The organism is Priestia sp. MDV22-iso46 (assembly GCF_058629175.1).
In genome coordinates this window covers 31,824-49,410 of record NZ_JBZVWT010000018.1, presented here as the reverse complement: position 1 = coordinate 49,410, position 17,587 = coordinate 31,824, and the positions used below count along the sequence as shown (strand labels likewise).

Genomic DNA, 17,587 nt, shown 5'->3' with positions numbered 1-17,587 from the left:
TAAAAAATAAAATTTAACGTTGACGTTTGTCGCTTTGTTCAGTTTTCAAAGTTCAACCGCCGCTCTTAAGCGACTTTACTATCTTATCAAGTTATTAACGTAATGTCAACAATTTTTTTATTTCTTTTTGTTGTTTTCGCTTGTCTGCGTTAGCAACAGATATAAATATACCAAATCAATTTCATAAAAACAAGAGGTAAATTAAAAGTTTAAATTTTCTAATATTATCAACTAAAAAAAAGATGGCCGTAGCCATCTCTTTTTTAGCGCTGACGCATGTGTGGGAATAATAGTACATCACGGATTGACGGTGCATTTGTTAGTAACATAACAAGGCGGTCAATACCGATTCCTAGACCACCTGTAGGTGGCATACCATATTCTAATGCCTCAATGAAGTCATCATCCATCTCATGCGCTTCATCATTTCCTTGTTCTTTCTCTTTCAACTGAGCTTCAAAGCGCTCACGTTGGTCAATTGGATCATTTAGCTCTGTAAATGCGTTCGCGTGTTCACGCGCAACGATAAACAGCTCAAAACGGTCAGTAAAACGCGGATCTTCCGCATTTTTCTTAGCCAATGGAGAGATTTCTACAGGATGTCCGTAAATGAACGTTGGTTGAATTAACTGCTCTTCTACTTTTTGTTCAAAGAATTCATTTACAATATGTCCATATTGCATATGTTCAGTGATTTCTACCCCGTGTTCTTTCGCTAAAGCACGAGCTTCTTCAACAGATGTTTCTCCCCAGAAGTCTACGCCCGTATATTGTTTAATAGCATCGACCATATGAAGTCTTGTCCACTCTGGAGTTAAATCCACCTCTTGGTCGCCGTACTGAATCTTTGTTGTACCAAGCACTTCTTGCGCAATGTGTGCAATTAAGTTCTCTGTTAAAGCCATGATATCTTTGTAGTCCGCATACGCTTCGTACAATTCGATCATTGTAAATTCAGGGTTGTGACGTGTAGATACACCTTCATTACGGAATACACGGCCAATTTCATATACTTTTTCTAATCCACCTACGATTAAACGTTTTAAATGAAGTTCAATCGCAATACGCATATAAAGTTCCATATCAAGCGCATTGTGGTGTGTCACAAACGGACGAGCTGCTGCTCCACCTGCGATTGAATGCATCATCGGTGTTTCAACTTCTAAGTATCCATGATTATCTAAGTAACGGCGCATCGATTGAATAATGCGGCTTCTTGAGATAAATGTTTGTTTACTTTCTGGGTTTGTAATTAAATCTAAGTAACGTTGACGGTAGCGCTGTTCAATATCTTTTAAACCATGATATTTATCTGGAAGTGGACGAAGCGCTTTTGTTAGTAACGTAAAATCTTTTACTTTAATAGAAAGTTCGCCAACTTTTGTTTTGAATAAAACACCTTCAACCCCTACCAAGTCACCGATATCTACGCTGCTGAAGATTTCGTACTGTTCTTCGCCAATTGCATCTTTACGTACATAAAGCTGAATTTGTCCTGTTAAATCTTGAACGTGAGCGAAACCTGCTTTTCCTTTTCCACGCTTTGTCATAATACGACCAGCTAGTGACACAGGCACTTCATTTTCTTCTAACTGTTCTTTTGTTAACTCGTCATACTCACTAATTAATTGCTGTGATGTATGTGTACGTTCAAAACGTTGACCAAACGGATCAATACCCTGATCTCGTAGGTTGCTCATTTTTTCGCGACGAACGAGAAATTGATCATTTAATTCTTCATGACTCATCGTTTACTCATCTCCATCGTATAATTAAGTTTTCCGAAACAGAAAAAAGGCCAGCATGTTTACTGGCAACTACTACGTTTCTTTAAAATTATTATAGGTTCAGTCGTTTCTCTATGTCAAATCGCTTTATTCTTGCTTCGCTTCTCTTTTTCTTCGATTTCTCTAACAAGCTACCGAATAAACCAACAACCTGCGAACCCAAACCTTAAACTTTTTACTCTGAACTCTACTTTACGCCAATATAAAAATGAATCAACTAATAAGATTCGTTTTTACTTATGTAAATCATTACTATTATTTTCGAACATATCTATTATACCAGTTGTTTGCTCTCGAAATAATTTTACATCTTTTAAATCCGATAAACGTGTTGTGATGGTTTCAACTTTTTCTTCTGCTACAGGGAGAATAAGAGATGGAGCTAGCTCGTTTAGAGGAACCATCACAAACGCCCGTTCAAACATTCGGGGATGAGGGACGCTCAATCTATCCGTATGAATGATTTCATTACTATAAAGTAAGATATCTAAATCAAGGGTTCTAGGCCCCCATACAATCTCTCTTTTTCGACCTGCCGCTTGTTCAATGGCTTGCAAACAATCTAAAAGTTGCTCTGACGAATACGTTGTTTGTATTTTTACTACCATGTTTAAAAAGCTTGCTTGATTCGTATACCCGACCGGGGCCGTTTCATAAACAGATGAAACAGCCACTACCTTAACCTCAGAGTGTTTCATCAAGCCAGTAACTCCTGACTTCAAATGTTCCATTCGATTTTCAATATTTGATCCTAATGCAATATATGCTTCTGTTGTCATTCAACGGCTCCTTTTAATTTCAATTGCTACCGATTGATAATAACCGGGAATTGGCGGATCGGGCTTATATACCTTTACTGTACAAGCCTGCACGAGTTCGTAATTAGCAAGCAATTCAGATGCAATCGTTTCGGCCACCGTTTCAACTAACTTGAACGTGCGCTTCTCTACGACTTCCTGGCATGTTTGGTATAAATCTGCATAGCTCACCGAGTATTCTAAATTATCCGTAGTACCGGCTTGCTTTAAATCCAGTTCTACAGCTAAATCCACGTGAAAACGCTGCCCTAATTTATTTTCTTCTGGAAATACGCCATGATATCCATAGAAACGCATATCGTTCACATAAATTTTATCCATCTTTAGCCTCTCCTTTCGCTTTTATACATGTAGCTCGTGTCGACTCATTAGCGACATAGTGTAAGAGCTATACTCTTTTTGCAACTGAGCTGTCAGCGTATGGTCTCCTACTGAAAACTGCTTATCCTTTATACTTCGAAGAGGTACGATTTCTTGAATGGAATTTGTAACGAAAGCTTCATCACCCTCCAAGAGCTGTTCCACCGTAAATAAGCCTTCTACAACCTCTATGTTTTTCTTTTGTAAAAGCGTAAAGATAAACTGTCTCGTAATTCCATTTAAGATACCTGTTTCAAGAGACGGCGTATATACACAATCACCTTTTACAAAAAATAAATTTGACACAATACCTTCGGCTAAGAACCCTTCTTTTGTTAAAAAGATACCCTCTTTATTTAAGTCTGAACCAACTTCTCGCTTAGCTAGTACATTGTTTAAATAATGATGAGACTTTAATCTCATGGTTCCTTCGGGCGTATTTCGCTTCGTCTCAAGAATAAGCCCCTCTTTTACAAGGGGGCTCGATGGATGAGGCATTGATTTCATATATACGATTGTAGATGGCTTGTCGTATTCTTCCACCTGCAAGCCAATTCCGCCATTTCCTGCTGAGACATTTAATCGAACATACGCATTTCTCTCATTGTTTTTCATTAACAGACTATTAATGATTCCCAACACGTCCTGTGTAGAGTAGTCCCATACAATATTTAATTCACGTAAGCTGCTACACAGTCGATCCAGATGGTCTTCCACTAAAAATGGATGACCTTCATAAACTCGTAACGTTTCAAACAGCCCTAGGCCATACATATATCCGTGATCAAACGGAGAAATAGTGGCTTCAGACGCAGGCTTTACTTCGCCATTTACGTATATATACATATCATTACACTCGCTTTTTTTCGTAAGTTTCAATAAAATTCTTCAGCATTTCTTTACCGTAAGAAGTCATGATAGATTCAGGATGGAACTGTACTCCTTCAATAGGTAATGATTTATGGCGAATCGCCATAATTTCATCTTCTGCTGTCCACGCTGAAATCTCAAAGCAATCCGGCAGTGAACTTTTTTCTACAATCAAAGAATGATATCTCGTTGCCGTGAACGGATTATCAAGACCTTTAAAGATAGTACGGCCATCATGATGCATTTCAGATGTTTTACCGTGCATTAATTTATCCGCACGAATCACATTCCCTCCAAAAGCTTGCCCAATCGACTGATGCCCTAAGCATACGCCGAATATTGGAATCTTACCTGCAAAATACTCGATGGCTTCTAGACTGATTCCCGCTTCGTTAGGACTGCATGGTCCCGGGGAGATCATCAAGAAATCTGGATTTAGCACTTCAATTTCAGAAAGTGTAATTTCATCATTTCTTTTTACAAGAAGCTCATGCCCTAGCTCACCTAAATACTGTACTAAATTAAACGTAAAAGAATCATAATTATCAATCATTAATATCATCTTTACTCACCCTCACTCAGCTCATTTTCGCTCTGCTCTTTTGCTTTCCATAGTGCAATTGCTTTTTTCAGTGATTCTTTGTATTCGTGTTTCGGATTTGAATCAATCACAACACCCGCACCAGCCTGCACATAAGCTTGGCCGTCTTGAATAATCATAGTGCGAATCGCAATATTTAATTCCATATCTCCATTAAACCCAATCCAACCAATCGATCCTGTATAAATTCCTCGTCGAACTGGTTCAAGTTCTTCAATGATTTCCATTGTACGAACTTTAGGTGCTCCAGTAATCGTCCCTCCAGGAAAAACCGCATCTACGATATCTACAAAATCTTTGCTGCGCGCGAGCTTGCCTTTTACATTAGACACAATATGCATGACATGTGAATATTTTTCAATAACCATAAACTCGTCAACATGTACGGTACCATATTCGCTTACTCTACCAAGATCATTACGCTCCAAGTCAACAAGCATCACATGCTCTGCACGCTCTTTTTCGTTATGAATAAGCTCATCCGCTAACTGTTGGTCTTCTTGATCATCCTTACCGCGAGAGCGCGTTCCCGCAATCGGTCTCGTACTGATTTCATCACCGGCTTTTTTCACTAATAGTTCTGGTGAACAGCTCACAATGTGAAATTCTTCTGTCTGCATATAAGACATGTAAGGAGACGGGTTGATTTTTCGTACCTGTTCGTAGATATGCATAGGATGAGTTTGAAGCTGTTGAGACTGTCGAACAGATAAGTTCACTTGAAACACATCGCCTTGCCCAATGTACTCATGTACGCGAGTTGTGGCATCTGAAAAAGCAGCTTCAGACATCGAAACCTCACTCTTTTCGGCAACACGATGAATCCGCTCATATGAGAGTCCTTCAGTACTTGCCTCCATCCAGTCCTTTTTGTATTGATCAATACGCTTATGTGCCTGCTCTTTACAATCTGCTTCGTCATTAACGATAATCCAGAGCTTTTCCTTTTCTTGATCGTATACAAATACGTCATCGAAAATAAGGAAATAAACGTCCGGCGTTTTCAATGAATCTTCAGCAAGGTCAGGTATGGTTTCTACATAGCGGATATAATCATAGCTAATAAAGCCAATTGCTCCACCTTGAAAAGGAGGAAGATCTGGATTCACCTCTGATTCAAACTTCTTCATCCAGTCTCGCATAAGATGAAGCGGATTACCTTTTTGAACAGTAGCTTGGTCATCCGTTTTGATATGAAGCTCGTTTTGTTCGCCTCGCAAAATGGCTACAGGTTTTAATCCCATCATTTGAAACTTTCCGCCTCGACCGCTTTCAAGCAGGATATGATTCGGTTCCTCTTTTGACAACTCTTGATATTTTTTGAACCATTGGTTTTTAGAGATAGAAATAGATTCGCCCCAAGTCATTCTTTGCTGCATTTGTTCACTCTCCTAAAAATAAATCACCTGCTTTCATTTTACATGATTCTTAGATGAAAAAAAACAGCTTCATATAGAAGCTGTTTTTTTATCGTTTTTATGCTTGTGTTTGTTCCTCGAATTGGAACAATGGAGTACTTAGGTAACGCTCACCGTTACTTGGAATAATCGCTAACACTTTTTTACCTTTTCCAAGCTGTTTTGCAGCTTTTAACGCAGCATAAATCGCAGCCCCAGAAGAGATACCTACTAGTACACCTTCTGTTTTTGCTACTTTACGGGCATATTCAAAAGCTTGGTCGTTTTGAACAGCGACAACTTCGTCATATACTTCCGTGTTAAGCGTATCCGGAACAAAGTTTGCACCAATTCCTTGAATTTTATGAGGTCCTGGTTGACCACCGCTTAAAATCGGAGAATCAGCTGGCTCTACCGCATAAATTTTGATATTTGGATACTTTTCTTTTAACACTTCACCAGCACCTGTAATAGTACCGCCAGTACCGATACCTGCCACAAATCCATCTAGCTGATCGCCAAACTGCTCGATAATTTCTTTAGCCGTTGTTTGACGGTGCACTTCTGGGTTCGCCTCGTTTTGGAACTGCTGAGGAATAAAGTAGCCGTGCTCTTTTGCAAGCTCAGTTGCTTTATTAACCGCCCCTTTCATTCCTTCTGGACCTGGTGTTAACACTAACTCTGCACCGTACGCACGAAGCAGATTACGACGCTCAATACTCATCGTTTCAGGCATTGTTAAAATAGCACGGTATCCTTTTGCTGCAGCTACCATTGCTAAGCCAATTCCTGTGTTACCACTTGTTGGTTCAATGATTGTGTCGCCAGGTTTTAACACACCTTTTGCTTCCGCATCTTCGATCATCGCTAATGCTATACGATCTTTTACGCTGCTCCCCGGGTTCATAAATTCTAATTTTAAATATACATCCGCCATATCTTCTTCAACTAGACGGTTTAGTTTTACGATTGGTGTTTGACCAATTAACTCTGTAATTGAATTTGCAATACGTGCCATATGACCACTCCTAATACCAACTAATTTTATTGATTTTGTATACAATTTATCAGATGTTTTCTAAATTGTCAATCATTTTGTCTTTCCATTTACCTAATTTTGTTATATTTTTAGATCAATATATACAGAAATAGAACTTAATATCTATAAAAAAGGCGCTCATTTATAAAATGACGCCTTTTAAGAATCTTTTATTTCATTTAAATTGCTTGTTCTTTCATTTCTTCAAGCTGCTTTTTATCAAAACGATAGGTCTCATTACAGAAATGACACTGGGCTTCAGCTTGGCCGTCTTCCTCAATCATCGATTGAATCTCTTCTTGTCCTAAGCTGATAATAGCATTGGCAATTCTTTCTTCTGAGCACTGACATTTGAACTCTACAGGCATTGTCTCCAGAAACTTTACATTTTCTTTTCCAAGAACTTCTTCTAAGATTTCTTCAGGAGAAAGACCTTTTTGAATCAGTTTTGAAATTGGTTCAATCGTCTGTAAGCGTTGTTCAATAGCTGTAATCGTTTTATCATCTGTTCCTGGCAGAAGCTGAATGATAAATCCGCCCGCAGCTAAGATCGTGTTATCAGGGTTAACAAGTACACCTACACCTACTGAAGATGGGACTTGTTCAGATGTCACAAAATAATACGTGAAATCCTCTCCTAATTCTCCCGATACAATAGGTACTTGTCCGTTAAATTGATCACGCATTCCGATATCTTTTACGACACTTAGCGTGCCATCTGTACCTACAGCACGTGCTACATCTAATTTTCCATGCTGATTTAAATCGAAGTGCGTTTGTGGATTCGTTACATATCCGCGCACTTCCCCTTTAGCATTGCTGTCTACTAAAATAACGCCAATTGGGCCGCGACCTTCAATTTTAATTGTTAGCTTTTGCTCACCCTTTAGCATAGCCCCCATCATGACTCCCGCAGTCATTGAACGTCCCAATGCTGCAGAGGCTGTAGGCCATGTATAGTGACGGCGCTGCGCTTCTCCAACTGTATCCGTTGTTTTTACTGCATAAGCGCGAACTTGACTATTGTAAGCTAGTGCTTTTACTAAATAGTCACCCATAATATACACCTCTTACTCCATATTTTTTGTATAAATTATTTGCAATCCTTTTAAAGTCAAAAATGGATCCACAATATCAATAATATCCGACTCTTTAGCAATCAATGTTGCGAGTCCTCCAGTAGCAATAACTTTAGGATTTACTGTTGCTTGCTCTTTCATTCTTGCTACAATTCCTTCTACTTGTCCAACGTATCCATATAAAATACCTGCTTGCATCGCAGATACTGTATTTTTTCCCACAATGCTATTTGGTCGCGCAATTTCAATTCGCGGAAGCTTAGATGCTCTTGAATAAAGAGCTTCTGTCGAAATATTAATACCAGGGGCAATCGCACCACCCATATATTGCTTATTTTCATCAATATAGCAATACGTGGTTGCGGTACCAAAATCAACGATAATTAAAGGGCTTCCGTATAGCTGAATTCCAGCAACAGCATTTACAATACGGTCTGCTCCCACTTCACGCGGATTTTCATATTTAATATTTAAACCCGTCTTAATTCCAGGACCAACAACAAGCGGCTTTAAATGAAAATACTTTTGACACATTCTCTCCAATGCAAACATAATAGGAGGAACAACAGAGGAAATAATAATACCATGAATATCTTTAAAAGATAAACTAACGTGCTCAAGCAAGGCTTTGATTGTCATGCCATACTCGTCTTCTGTTTTATTACGGCTTGTTTCTACACGCCAATGATACTTTAATTCATCTCCATCGTATACACCTAATACCGTATTCGTATTTCCAACATCTAATACAAAAATCATTTCAATCACCACTTTATATAAATTCAGTATTCACACTGAAACCATCATACCATAACTGGTAAATAGACGTGTATATTCTAGATAAAATAGGAATATAATGACACGATTCTCTAGTGGATATCCTACTTATCCACCATATATACGAAAACCTTTTATCAAATCCAACTTTTGCTCATAAAAAAATCAGTGGAGAATATCTCCACTGATTTTTATTGTCTTATGCTTTTGGCTCTTCATCGTCTGTCTTTGTTTGGATGTTTACTTTAACATCTTCATCTGTTACGTGACTAGAACGGTCTGGAAGAGTTCCATGATCTACTAAGTGGTTGATTTGCTCAGCGTCTAACGTTTCTACTTCTAACAATGTTTGAGCTACAAGCTCTAACTTGTCACGGTTTTCCGTTAAGATCTGCTTCGCACGCTCATAGCTTTCTTTAATGAAACGTTGGATTTCATTATCAATTTCATGAGCAATCGCATCACTGTAGTTTTGTTCACTGTGTAAATCACGACCTAAGAATACTTGGCCTTGTTGTGATTGACCGAATTGCATTGGTCCTAACTTTTCACTCATACCGTATTCTGTTACCATTTTACGAGCGATGCTTGTTGCACGCTGGAAGTCATTGTGAGCACCTGTACTCACTTCGCCGAAAATAATTTCCTCAGCTACGCGACCACCAAGCAATCCAACAATTTTATCCAGCAGCTCTGGCTTCGTCATAAAGTAGCGATCTTCTTTTGGTAACATAACAGCATATCCACCAGCTTGCCCACGTGGAACAATGGTTACTTTATGTACCATATCAGCTTCGTCTAATACGACACCGATAATTGTATGTCCTGCTTCATGATAAGCAACAATATTGCGTTCTTTTTTAGAAATAACTCGACTTTTCTTAGCTGGACCTGCAATTACGCGGTCTGTTGCTTCGTCAATGTCAACCATTTCAATTTTCTTTTTGTCCTGTCTAGCAGCTACTAAGGCAGCTTCGTTTAACAAGTTTTCGAGATCTGCACCTGAGAAACCTGGCGTACGCATAGCAATTGCTTTTAAGTTTACTGATTCATCTAAAGGCTTATTGCGAGCATGTACTTTAAGCACTGCTTCACGGCCATTTACATCTGGACGATCTACCGTAATTTGACGGTCGAAGCGGCCTGGACGTAATAACGCTGGATCTAAGATATCCGGGCGGTTTGTTGCTGCAATGATAATGATACCTTCGTTAGCACCAAAACCATCCATCTCAACAAGCAATTGGTTCAATGTTTGTTCACGCTCATCGTGTCCGCCACCAAGACCTGCGCCACGTTGACGACCTACAGCATCGATTTCATCAATAAAGATAATACATGGAGCATTCTTCTTCGCATTTTCGAATAGATCACGAACACGAGAAGCACCGACCCCAACAAACATTTCAACAAAGTCTGAACCACTGATAGAGAAGAAAGGAACGCCTGCTTCACCAGCAACAGCTCTTGCTAATAATGTTTTACCAGTACCAGGAGGTCCCACAAGTAAGACACCCTTCGGAATTCTTGCACCTAGCTCTGCGAATTTACGAGGATCTTTTAAGAACTCAACAACTTCCACAAGTTCTTGCTTTTCTTCGTCTGCACCAGCTACGTCTTTAAATTTAACCTTTTTCTTTTCTTCACTGTAAAGCTTAGCCTTACTTTTACCGAAGTTCATAACGCGGCTTCCGCCACCTTGAGCTTGGTTCAGTAAGAAGAAGAATAGGATGAAAATAATAACAAACGGAATGATTGACGTAAAGAACGTTACCCAGCCGCTTGTTTCATCAGCAGGTTTAAAATCAACTTCTACTTGATTATTTTCTGAAGCAGCGTCAATACGATCAAGTGCTTTGTCACCATCTACGATGTAAGTTTGGAACGTTTGATCCTTTTTATAAGAATCTAACTTCCCTTGCACAACATACACGCCTCTTTCAGGCTTCATAGAGAGTGATTTTACATCACCTTTGTCTAAGTGTTGAACAAATGTATCGTATCTCATTGGTTCTGCTTTTTGATTAGAGCCACTAAAGAAGCTTACCACGCCAATAATGACTAAAAATATAAGTAAATAAAAGATGGTATTACGGAAGATCCGATTCATTTCTTACCTCCTCCCACGATAAACAAATACTGTATTCAATACTAACATAGAACATTTATCCTATCCAATAAATTGCACTTGGATATGTGCTTATTAATTGCTGTATACTTGCGGTTTAAGAACCCCAATATACGGCAGGTTACGATATTTTTCTTGATAATCTAATCCATACCCTACTACGAATGCATCAGGTACTTCAAATCCAACGTAATCTGCTTTAATAGATGCTTTACGACCTGTTGGTTTGTCTAAGAGTGTGACAATCTTAATTGACTTAGCTTTACGGTACTTGAATAACTCTACAAGATAGCTAAGCGTTAAGCCGCTGTCGATAATATCCTCTAAGATAAGAATGTCTCGACCTTCAACTGATGTATCTAAATCTTTTAGGATTTTTACTTCACCAGAAGAAACCATCGCATTGCCATAACTTGATACATCCATAAAATCCATTTCTAAATATGTATCAACACGCTTAATTAGATCAGACATAAAAGGCATAGCGCCTTTTAATACACCGATTACCAAGGGAAAACGGTCAGCGTATTCCTCAGATAATAGCTTACCCAATTCTTTTACTTTCTGTTGTATTTCTTCTTCTGAAATCAAAATTTCTTGAATATCCTGCTTCATTCCTTACTTGCCTCCTAGAAGTTTTCGCTACTTATAGTATAAAATAACATATCTGGACTTATGTGTATGCAGTTCATAAGCAGATTTTTTCAAACCAGGTAGCCACAAAATAGTTCCTTGGCTATCTTCCACTACCGGCCAATGATCTCTGAATTGTAAAGGGATTTTTTCATCGATAAAAATATCCTTTACTTTTTTATGTCCCTTCATGCCCTTTACTCGCATTTTATCGCCATTTTTTCGTGTCCTTACCTTTAATGATTGTAAATCGTGAGCTTCATCTAAAAGAAAAACATCGTTTCCTTTTATATCTTCGACTTTATTATGTATTTCACAAATAAGCTGGTGACCATTTGGAAGCTCGACGACCCCTGGAATCGGAACAATAAATTCATATGGCTCGATGTTCCCCTCATTAAAGGTGAAAAGACAGTCGTTGTAAGATCGGATAATGCGCAAACCATTTGGAAAGTCAAGCGTACCAGACGGTTTTTCACTTTCACAAAATCCTACTAACATGTCAATATGCGCTGAGGAAAGGGTTGGAGGAATTTCTTTATAGAGATAGTTTAATATTAGTTGAATACCACGCCTTTGTAAAGGCTTGCGTATCCTTAGAAAACAATCTCTATCAATGAGAATTTCATTTTGCAATTTCTTTCTCATTACTTTATTCATCACACCGGTCGTTAATTCCTCTAAGTATGCTTGATCTTCATGCAAGTTCTCGCTAAATTGTTGAAATTTTTCATGTACAGCTGCGTTTTCTTGCTTTAAAAATGGCAAAACGTAATGACGAAACCGATTTCTTGTGTACGAGTCTTTCTCATTACTCGGATCAATCCGAGGGGTAAGGCCATGTAGCTTACAGTAGCGATTGATTTCTTCTTTCGTTACGGCTAGGAACGGCCTAATAATAAATCCATCCGCATATGGCCGCTTGGGCTGCATCCCTGCGTATCCATTCATCGTACTGCCTCGGACCATTCGCATTAACATCGTTTCAATCTGATCATCTCCGTGATGTCCTAATGCAAGAAGATTTGCTTTGTGCTTCTTCATAACATGATTAAAGAATGTATAGCGGCATTCTCTGGCTGCTACTTGAGAAGATAACTTTCTTTCCTTCTGATAGGCAGTAACATCAATCTGCTTCGCCTCACATTTAATATTCAATTGTTTGCAGTAGGTCTGCACATATTCCATATCTTGCTTTGACTCTTTGCCCCGGAACATATGATCAACATGAGCAGCAATAATCGTGAGAGATTTTTGCTCTTTCAGACTCCATAAGAAATGCAGCAGTGCTAAAGAATCAGGACCACCAGAAATACCTACAACCACTGTAGAGCCTGCGGATAATAACTGATGTTTTGTCATAAAATTGTTCACTTGCTTTTCCATAGGAATGACTCATCCTTATAATGTACACGCAATAATGTATCATTAATTTACTTTATACGAATGACTATAAGGAAAGTTTCACAATTTCTCCAAACTTTATAGCACTTGAATAAATAGATACAAAATATAAATCAACATTACAGACGTACAAAGTAGTAGCGTCTCTAACACGTGAGAACGCTTCTTCTTTACTTTAACACGAGGGGCAGACGGTTGACGAACGTTTTGAGGCTTTGTTCCCTTACTTTTTGCCCCTCTTCTTTTTTCGACCGATAACACCTCTGTTTTCATTTCTTTAGCTGACTTATACTTTCCCGTAACCGCTTGATACAAAACGTCTCCGAAAGGTTCTAACTGCTTTGTTGTTAATATAAATTGTTTTAATTGTTCAGCTGGTTTGTCTGTTTTATTAATTCGCTTGCCATAAGCTGCGTGAATCAAAACCATAGATACAGCAAACAAATCATATGTTGGTTCTGCTTTTCGGGAGCCAAGCCCCCAGTGCGCTCGATCATAAAAGTCAGTAAATTCTTTTATTGACCGCCCTTGTAGAGTTGTTCCCCCGACGTCAATCCACCGAACTTTTACGGGGTTAGATGTTACGACCAGGTTTTCTGGTTTTAAATCGCCAAATACCCACCCTTCTTCATGAAGGTTTTCTAAGTCTGTTAAGAGCTGACTTGCAAATACTTGCAGCCATTCTGTCCCTCTTGTTGAGATAAAGGAAAGGAGAGGCTGCCCTTTCACATATTCCATTACATAAAAAGAAAGAGCGTGAGAACCATAGCTCCAATCATCTACATCAAGTAAGCGCGGTCCTAGCACTTTGTCTTTGACTTGAGAGAGCTTTTTTAATACATTCACTTCTGCTGTAACGGACATGTTGGAAAAGCTTATTTTTAACGCCGCTAGCGTTCCGTTTACTAATTGAACTAAATAGACAACTCCAGTTGCCCCCACGCCTAATTTCTCAAGAATTTTATAATGGACGTGATGCCATTTTCCTTGAATTTCTGTTCCCGGAGATAGGTTACATACCTGATTCTTCAATGTATTGTTCATTATTTTTTAACAACCCTCTCAATGAGCGCTTTTTGGTGAAATAATGAGTAGCCTCTTTGATAGCCGGTCCAGTAGGCGTAATACCTCCTGCTGTTAGTTTCGGAAAAATCGTTGAAAGCGACTCTAACCTTGGATTCCAGTCCATTAGCTTCTCTACGTCTTTCTTTTTCCCAGGAAATAAAAAGATTGAAAATTGATTATGCCCCATGCGAGCATTCAAGCTTAACGATAAATCTAACAGCGACTCCTTTACAGTAGGAAGCTTATTTTTCATACTTCCGCTCATGTCAACTAAAATAAGAATCTCTAAGTCAACCGTTTCCCCAAGTTCATCAACAACTTCCATGATTTCTCCTCGCTTCTCAGGAGATAACTCTTCTAATCTTGAATTAGAGGAACCTAGAATTTGCTGAAGTTCTTTATTTACAACGCCTTGAAGTGTTTGCGTCATTGCCTGCCTTGTAACCATTTGAACAGTTTGAGACAGCTGTTTTACGTAAACAATTTGACTCACGCCACCGCCTGACATGGCAATGCCTTCTATTTCATTCGTGCTTTGCTCATCAATTGTGTCCTCTTCCATCACACCAATAACGTTTACACTAATCCCTTGTTCTTTAGCCAGTGCTGCCATTGCTACCGGATCTTCACCTGTATTCGAACCACCGTCCGTAATGACCAACATCTGTTTCAATGTACCTTTTTTCATAAAAAAATCCCCTCCTCATTATCAGTATTAACATGATAGACGAGGAGGAGATAAAATATACTTCTATCTAACTATTGTGCTTTTTTACGATAAGCGTAAGAAGGAATCGATGACCATTTCGGGGTATTGTGCTGAAGTTTTGCCACAACTACCGTCATATCATCTTCAATTAAACCTGATTTTGTTCGAATAACTTCTTCCATAATTAAGTCTGCAATTTCTTGTGGATCGTTTGTTTGAAGCTCGCCAATTTTTCGCTTCATCCACATTTCGTAGTTCTCAACGTGTTTCGGTCCTTCAAATACGCCGTCACTCATCATAATTAATAAATCTTCCGCCTTCATTTGTTCATTCACAACATCCACTTCAAATTCTTCAATAATGCCCATTGGCAAATTGCTTGCCTGTATTTTAATTACCTTATCTCCGCGTTTGATGAAGCTTGGCGTAGAACCGATTTTCAAGAAGTTTACATTGGCATCTTGTAAGTCGATCATCGCTAAATCTAACGTAGAAAAGATCTCATCGTTTGTACGCAGCGATAAAATAGAGTTAATCGATTTAATTGCAATTGTCTCTTCTATTCCTGTTTGTAAAATTTGTTTTAACAGCTGAAGCGTTTCGCTGCTTTCATAGTGGGCACGCTCTCCATTCCCCATACCATCGCTAATAGCTAGTGCATACTTACCGGCGTTTAGCTCAATCATGGAGTAGCTGTCACCGGATACAAACCCTCCGCCTTTAGCAGCATGTGCTACGCCTGTATCAACAACGTACGCTTTTGTACAGCCAAACGAAACGTGGCAATAGCCTTGAGGATATTTAGCACATTCTTCGTTCTTTACTACAATACTTTCACCTAAAATATCTGTAAGCATTGGCGCAATAATCTTCTCGCATTCTCCTCTTCCGTGACAATATGGCACCCACATTTCAATATCTACATTTCCAGGTTCTAAGCTATAAATTTCAATTTGATTGATTTCCATCCCAAAGTTACGAAGAGCTTCTAAAATCTGTTCTTCTTGTACATTTAAATTTTCGCGCTCTCGCTTAATTTCTTTTGCAAAATTCCCCATGACTTCAGAAACACCGTGAAGCTGTTCTGCTACAATCCTTCTACTTTCTTGAATTTGGGCTTTTAAGTGCTGATTGGCTTTAAAATACGTAAGTTCATGCTCAATCACATCGATGACTTTTTTCGATTTCACACAATGTTTGTCCATTTCTCGGATTAGTCTTGGATTTTGTTCAAGAGTGCCATTATCAACTTCAAGCATAATTTCCTTCATATATTCATAGGTTGTATCAAACTGCTGTGCCCAACATTGTTCTTTTTTAAAACAAAATTGGCACGTCCTTTCGGTAACGCTGCTTAAGAAATAATCGACTTCTTTATCCGCGCTTGGCTTTTCATCATAAAATCCATTTTGCGTGAAGCTTTTGGAAAGTGCTTGAAAAACATTTGAGAACTGTTCTACGCGATTCGCTGTTACATCTCGGATCTTGCGCACGTACTGCTGTTGTTCAAGCATGTTTTCAGATGTCCCTGGTACGAGTTTACTTAAGTTTTTCAAAACAAAAGATGGGGTTAATAAAAATAGGACAACGGCCGTCAGTGATTCATACAAATTAGTCGTCAATCCTTGATCTGCCTGAGCATATAGGCCAATTAGCAATGAACCAACAACCAGCCCAAGAGCTGCGCCTAGCTTTTTACCGTCTTTTAAAAGTCCTCCAAGCAAGCCTGAAAAAGCGAGTAAACTCATTTCGTACAAACTAGAAACATTCGCGAAACTTAAAATTAAACCGGTTACGACCCCTACCGTAGCTCCTATCGTGGGGCCAGATACAAACGCAAAAACTAATACTAAGTAACGAGATAATATATGTTCGGCCGAAAGCCCGTAAATCATCCACCCTATTGTCCCCGTCATAACAGATGCCAACAAAATAATTAGAGAAATCACTTCTTCTGTTTTTAATGATTGTTTTCGCTTTCGGTATGAAATTAAAGGCACGCTTTGTAAGAAAATCATTGTTAAGATAAAGCTCAACCCCGCTTCTACTGCCACAAATGTAAAATCATACATGGTGAATTCCTTGGTAAACACATAAAAAATAGTTAGTTTTGTAAGTAACATCGCGCTAAATACAGTGAACGGCAGCTTCTTTAACGGATCCATTGTCAGTATGCCGCTAAATCGATGAATTAGTAAGAAAACAAATAGTGTAGCAAATACGGTACCTCCATTTTGAATGGAAACACTAAATGCCCCTGCCAATACGGCTAAACTTGCTAGCGGTGCTTTTTCTTTCTTTATAGCCATTACAGCTGCAAAGAATGGCAAAGCAAATGGCATGATTTTCATTAAAATTAACGCTCGTCCTAATAAAAAACCTACGACTAGCAGCAACAATCCCCATTGAAATAACACCTTTTCCGTTTTCATACCCGCCTTTGTAAACACACGGGACATTTCTAATCTAGTTCGGTTAAATACCGCCTCTGTTGTTGGACTTGCAAAATCTCTTTCCGTCTTTTGCATTCTCCCACCACCCGCTAATTATACTTATTCATTATTATATCGCGGCGAAAGGTGAAATTTTGTCAAACGGACTAGCAAAATACCTATAATCGTTCGACTATTTTCTAGTATTATATTGAAAACTATACAAAAAGATGTACAATCTTACATGGCAATTTAAAAAATATCAGAGATACTGTTTGCCTCAGAGAAAGCCTATGCTCATCATTCTTTTTTAAAAGCAAATAAAGGTCTATAAAAATAACAAAAAAGTTATTGACAATAACCCTGCTTTTTTATATTATTATAAATGTCTTTTAGAGAACGTATAATGGCGGTGTAGCTCAGCTGGCTAGAGCGTACGGTTCATACCCGTGAGGTCGGGGGTTCGATCCCCTCCGCCGCTACTCGAA

General features: G+C 38.7%; 15 protein-coding genes and 1 tRNA gene. 1 reads left to right on the top strand and 15 read right to left on the bottom strand.

The window, feature by feature from the left end; all coding sequences use genetic code 11:
- Nucleotides 1–263: 263 nt before the first annotated feature.
- From lysS to spoIIE, 15 genes are all read right to left on the bottom strand, one after another.
- The gene (gene lysS / locus AC4NPH_RS29970) at nucleotides 264–1,748 is read right to left on the bottom strand and encodes a lysine--tRNA ligase (RefSeq protein WP_013054894.1); all 1,485 of its coding nucleotides are present in this window, start codon (nucleotides 1,746–1,748) and stop codon (nucleotides 264–266) included.
- Between the two features lie 272 nt (nucleotides 1,749–2,020).
- Complete coding sequence (folK, locus tag AC4NPH_RS29965; RefSeq protein ID WP_013054893.1) at nucleotides 2,021–2,566, bottom strand: 2-amino-4-hydroxy-6-hydroxymethyldihydropteridine diphosphokinase; 546 nt, start codon at nucleotides 2,564–2,566, stop codon at nucleotides 2,021–2,023.
- Nucleotides 2,567–2,926: a dihydroneopterin aldolase gene (gene folB / locus AC4NPH_RS29960; protein ID WP_013054892.1), complete on the bottom strand. Its 360-nt coding sequence runs from the start codon at nucleotides 2,924–2,926 to the stop codon at nucleotides 2,567–2,569.
- A gap of 21 nt (nucleotides 2,927–2,947) precedes the next feature.
- The gene (gene pabC, locus AC4NPH_RS29955) at nucleotides 2,948–3,811 is read right to left on the bottom strand and encodes an aminodeoxychorismate lyase (protein ID WP_013054891.1); all 864 of its coding nucleotides are present in this window, start codon (nucleotides 3,809–3,811) and stop codon (nucleotides 2,948–2,950) included.
- Nucleotides 3,812–3,815: 4 nt separating this feature from the next.
- Complete coding sequence (pabA, locus tag AC4NPH_RS29950; protein ID WP_013054890.1) at nucleotides 3,816–4,397, bottom strand: aminodeoxychorismate/anthranilate synthase component II; 582 nt, start codon at nucleotides 4,395–4,397, stop codon at nucleotides 3,816–3,818.
- 2 nt (nucleotides 4,398–4,399) lie between these two features.
- Nucleotides 4,400–5,815: an aminodeoxychorismate synthase component I gene (pabB, locus tag AC4NPH_RS29945; protein ID WP_279825589.1), complete on the bottom strand. Its 1,416-nt coding sequence runs from the start codon at nucleotides 5,813–5,815 to the stop codon at nucleotides 4,400–4,402.
- A 97-nt stretch (nucleotides 5,816–5,912) separates the two neighbouring features.
- The gene (gene cysK / locus AC4NPH_RS29940) at nucleotides 5,913–6,851 is read right to left on the bottom strand and encodes a cysteine synthase A (RefSeq protein ID WP_013054888.1); all 939 of its coding nucleotides are present in this window, start codon (nucleotides 6,849–6,851) and stop codon (nucleotides 5,913–5,915) included.
- Nucleotides 6,852–7,051: 200 nt separating this feature from the next.
- A complete protein-coding gene (hslO, locus tag AC4NPH_RS29935; RefSeq protein WP_013054887.1) occupies nucleotides 7,052–7,930 on the bottom strand; it encodes an Hsp33 family molecular chaperone HslO in 879 nt (292 codons plus the stop codon).
- Between the two features lie 12 nt (nucleotides 7,931–7,942).
- Nucleotides 7,943–8,710 (bottom strand): type III pantothenate kinase, encoded by a 768-nt coding sequence (locus AC4NPH_RS29930; RefSeq protein WP_013054886.1) that lies wholly within the window; start codon nucleotides 8,708–8,710, stop codon nucleotides 7,943–7,945.
- 217 nt (nucleotides 8,711–8,927) lie between these two features.
- The gene (ftsH, locus tag AC4NPH_RS29925; protein ID WP_013054885.1) at nucleotides 8,928–10,838 is read right to left on the bottom strand and encodes an ATP-dependent zinc metalloprotease FtsH; all 1,911 of its coding nucleotides are present in this window, start codon (nucleotides 10,836–10,838) and stop codon (nucleotides 8,928–8,930) included.
- A gap of 93 nt (nucleotides 10,839–10,931) precedes the next feature.
- Nucleotides 10,932–11,471 carry a hypoxanthine phosphoribosyltransferase gene (hpt, locus tag AC4NPH_RS29920; protein ID WP_013054884.1) on the bottom strand — a complete coding sequence of 180 codons (540 nt, stop codon included), beginning with the start codon at nucleotides 11,469–11,471 and terminating at the stop codon, nucleotides 10,932–10,934.
- 27 nt (nucleotides 11,472–11,498) lie between these two features.
- Nucleotides 11,499–12,875, bottom strand: a complete 1,377-nt coding sequence (gene tilS, locus AC4NPH_RS29915) for a tRNA lysidine(34) synthetase TilS (RefSeq protein ID WP_491939340.1) — start codon at nucleotides 12,873–12,875, stop codon at nucleotides 11,499–11,501.
- Between the two features lie 96 nt (nucleotides 12,876–12,971).
- Nucleotides 12,972–13,937, bottom strand: coding sequence for a serine/threonine protein kinase PrkT (gene prkT, locus AC4NPH_RS29910; RefSeq protein ID WP_034654932.1), 966 nt, complete (start codon nucleotides 13,935–13,937; stop codon nucleotides 12,972–12,974).
- Nucleotides 13,906–14,646: a VWA domain-containing protein gene (locus AC4NPH_RS29905; protein WP_013054881.1), complete on the bottom strand. Its 741-nt coding sequence runs from the start codon at nucleotides 14,644–14,646 to the stop codon at nucleotides 13,906–13,908. The genes prkT and AC4NPH_RS29905 overlap by 32 nt, the downstream gene beginning before the upstream one ends.
- Before the next feature lie 71 nt (nucleotides 14,647–14,717).
- Nucleotides 14,718–17,195, bottom strand: coding sequence for a stage II sporulation protein E (gene spoIIE, locus AC4NPH_RS29900; RefSeq protein WP_013054880.1), 2,478 nt, complete (start codon nucleotides 17,193–17,195; stop codon nucleotides 14,718–14,720).
- Nucleotides 17,196–17,507: 312 nt separating this feature from the next.
- Here spoIIE and AC4NPH_RS29895 point away from each other — a divergent pair.
- A tRNA-Met gene (locus tag AC4NPH_RS29895) sits at nucleotides 17,508–17,581 on the top strand.
- The last annotated feature ends 6 nt before the right edge of the window (nucleotides 17,582–17,587 follow it).

Bases quoted from the DNA above. Each gene is read 5' to 3' on its own strand.
- lysS (WP_013054894.1), bottom strand. From the start codon at position 1,748: ATGAGTCATGAAGAATTAAATGATCAATTTCTCGTTCGTCGCGAAAAA.
- AC4NPH_RS29930 (WP_013054886.1), bottom strand. From the start codon at position 8,710: ATGATTTTTGTATTAGATGTTGGAAATACGAATACGGTATTAGGTGTA.
- folK (WP_013054893.1), bottom strand. From the start codon at position 2,566: ATGACAACAGAAGCATATATTGCATTAGGATCAAATATTGAAAATCGA.
- ftsH (WP_013054885.1), bottom strand. From the start codon at position 10,838: ATGAATCGGATCTTCCGTAATACCATCTTTTATTTACTTATATTTTTA.
- hslO (WP_013054887.1), bottom strand. From the start codon at position 7,930: ATGGGTGACTATTTAGTAAAAGCACTAGCTTACAATAGTCAAGTTCGC.
- pabB (WP_279825589.1), bottom strand. From the start codon at position 5,815: ATGCAGCAAAGAATGACTTGGGGCGAATCTATTTCTATCTCTAAAAAC.
- pabC (WP_013054891.1), bottom strand. From the start codon at position 3,811: ATGTATATATACGTAAATGGCGAAGTAAAGCCTGCGTCTGAAGCCACT.
- hpt (WP_013054884.1), bottom strand. From the start codon at position 11,471: ATGAAGCAGGATATTCAAGAAATTTTGATTTCAGAAGAAGAAATACAA.
- AC4NPH_RS29905 (WP_013054881.1), bottom strand. From the start codon at position 14,646: ATGAAAAAAGGTACATTGAAACAGATGTTGGTCATTACGGACGGTGGT.
- tilS (WP_491939340.1), bottom strand. From the start codon at position 12,875: ATGGAAAAGCAAGTGAACAATTTTATGACAAAACATCAGTTATTATCC.
- prkT (WP_034654932.1), bottom strand. From the start codon at position 13,937: ATGAACAATACATTGAAGAATCAGGTATGTAACCTATCTCCGGGAACA.
- spoIIE (WP_013054880.1), bottom strand. From the start codon at position 17,195: ATGCAAAAGACGGAAAGAGATTTTGCAAGTCCAACAACAGAGGCGGTA.
- cysK (WP_013054888.1), bottom strand. From the start codon at position 6,851: ATGGCACGTATTGCAAATTCAATTACAGAGTTAATTGGTCAAACACCA.
- folB (WP_013054892.1), bottom strand. From the start codon at position 2,926: ATGGATAAAATTTATGTGAACGATATGCGTTTCTATGGATATCATGGC.
- pabA (WP_013054890.1), bottom strand. From the start codon at position 4,397: ATGATATTAATGATTGATAATTATGATTCTTTTACGTTTAATTTAGTA.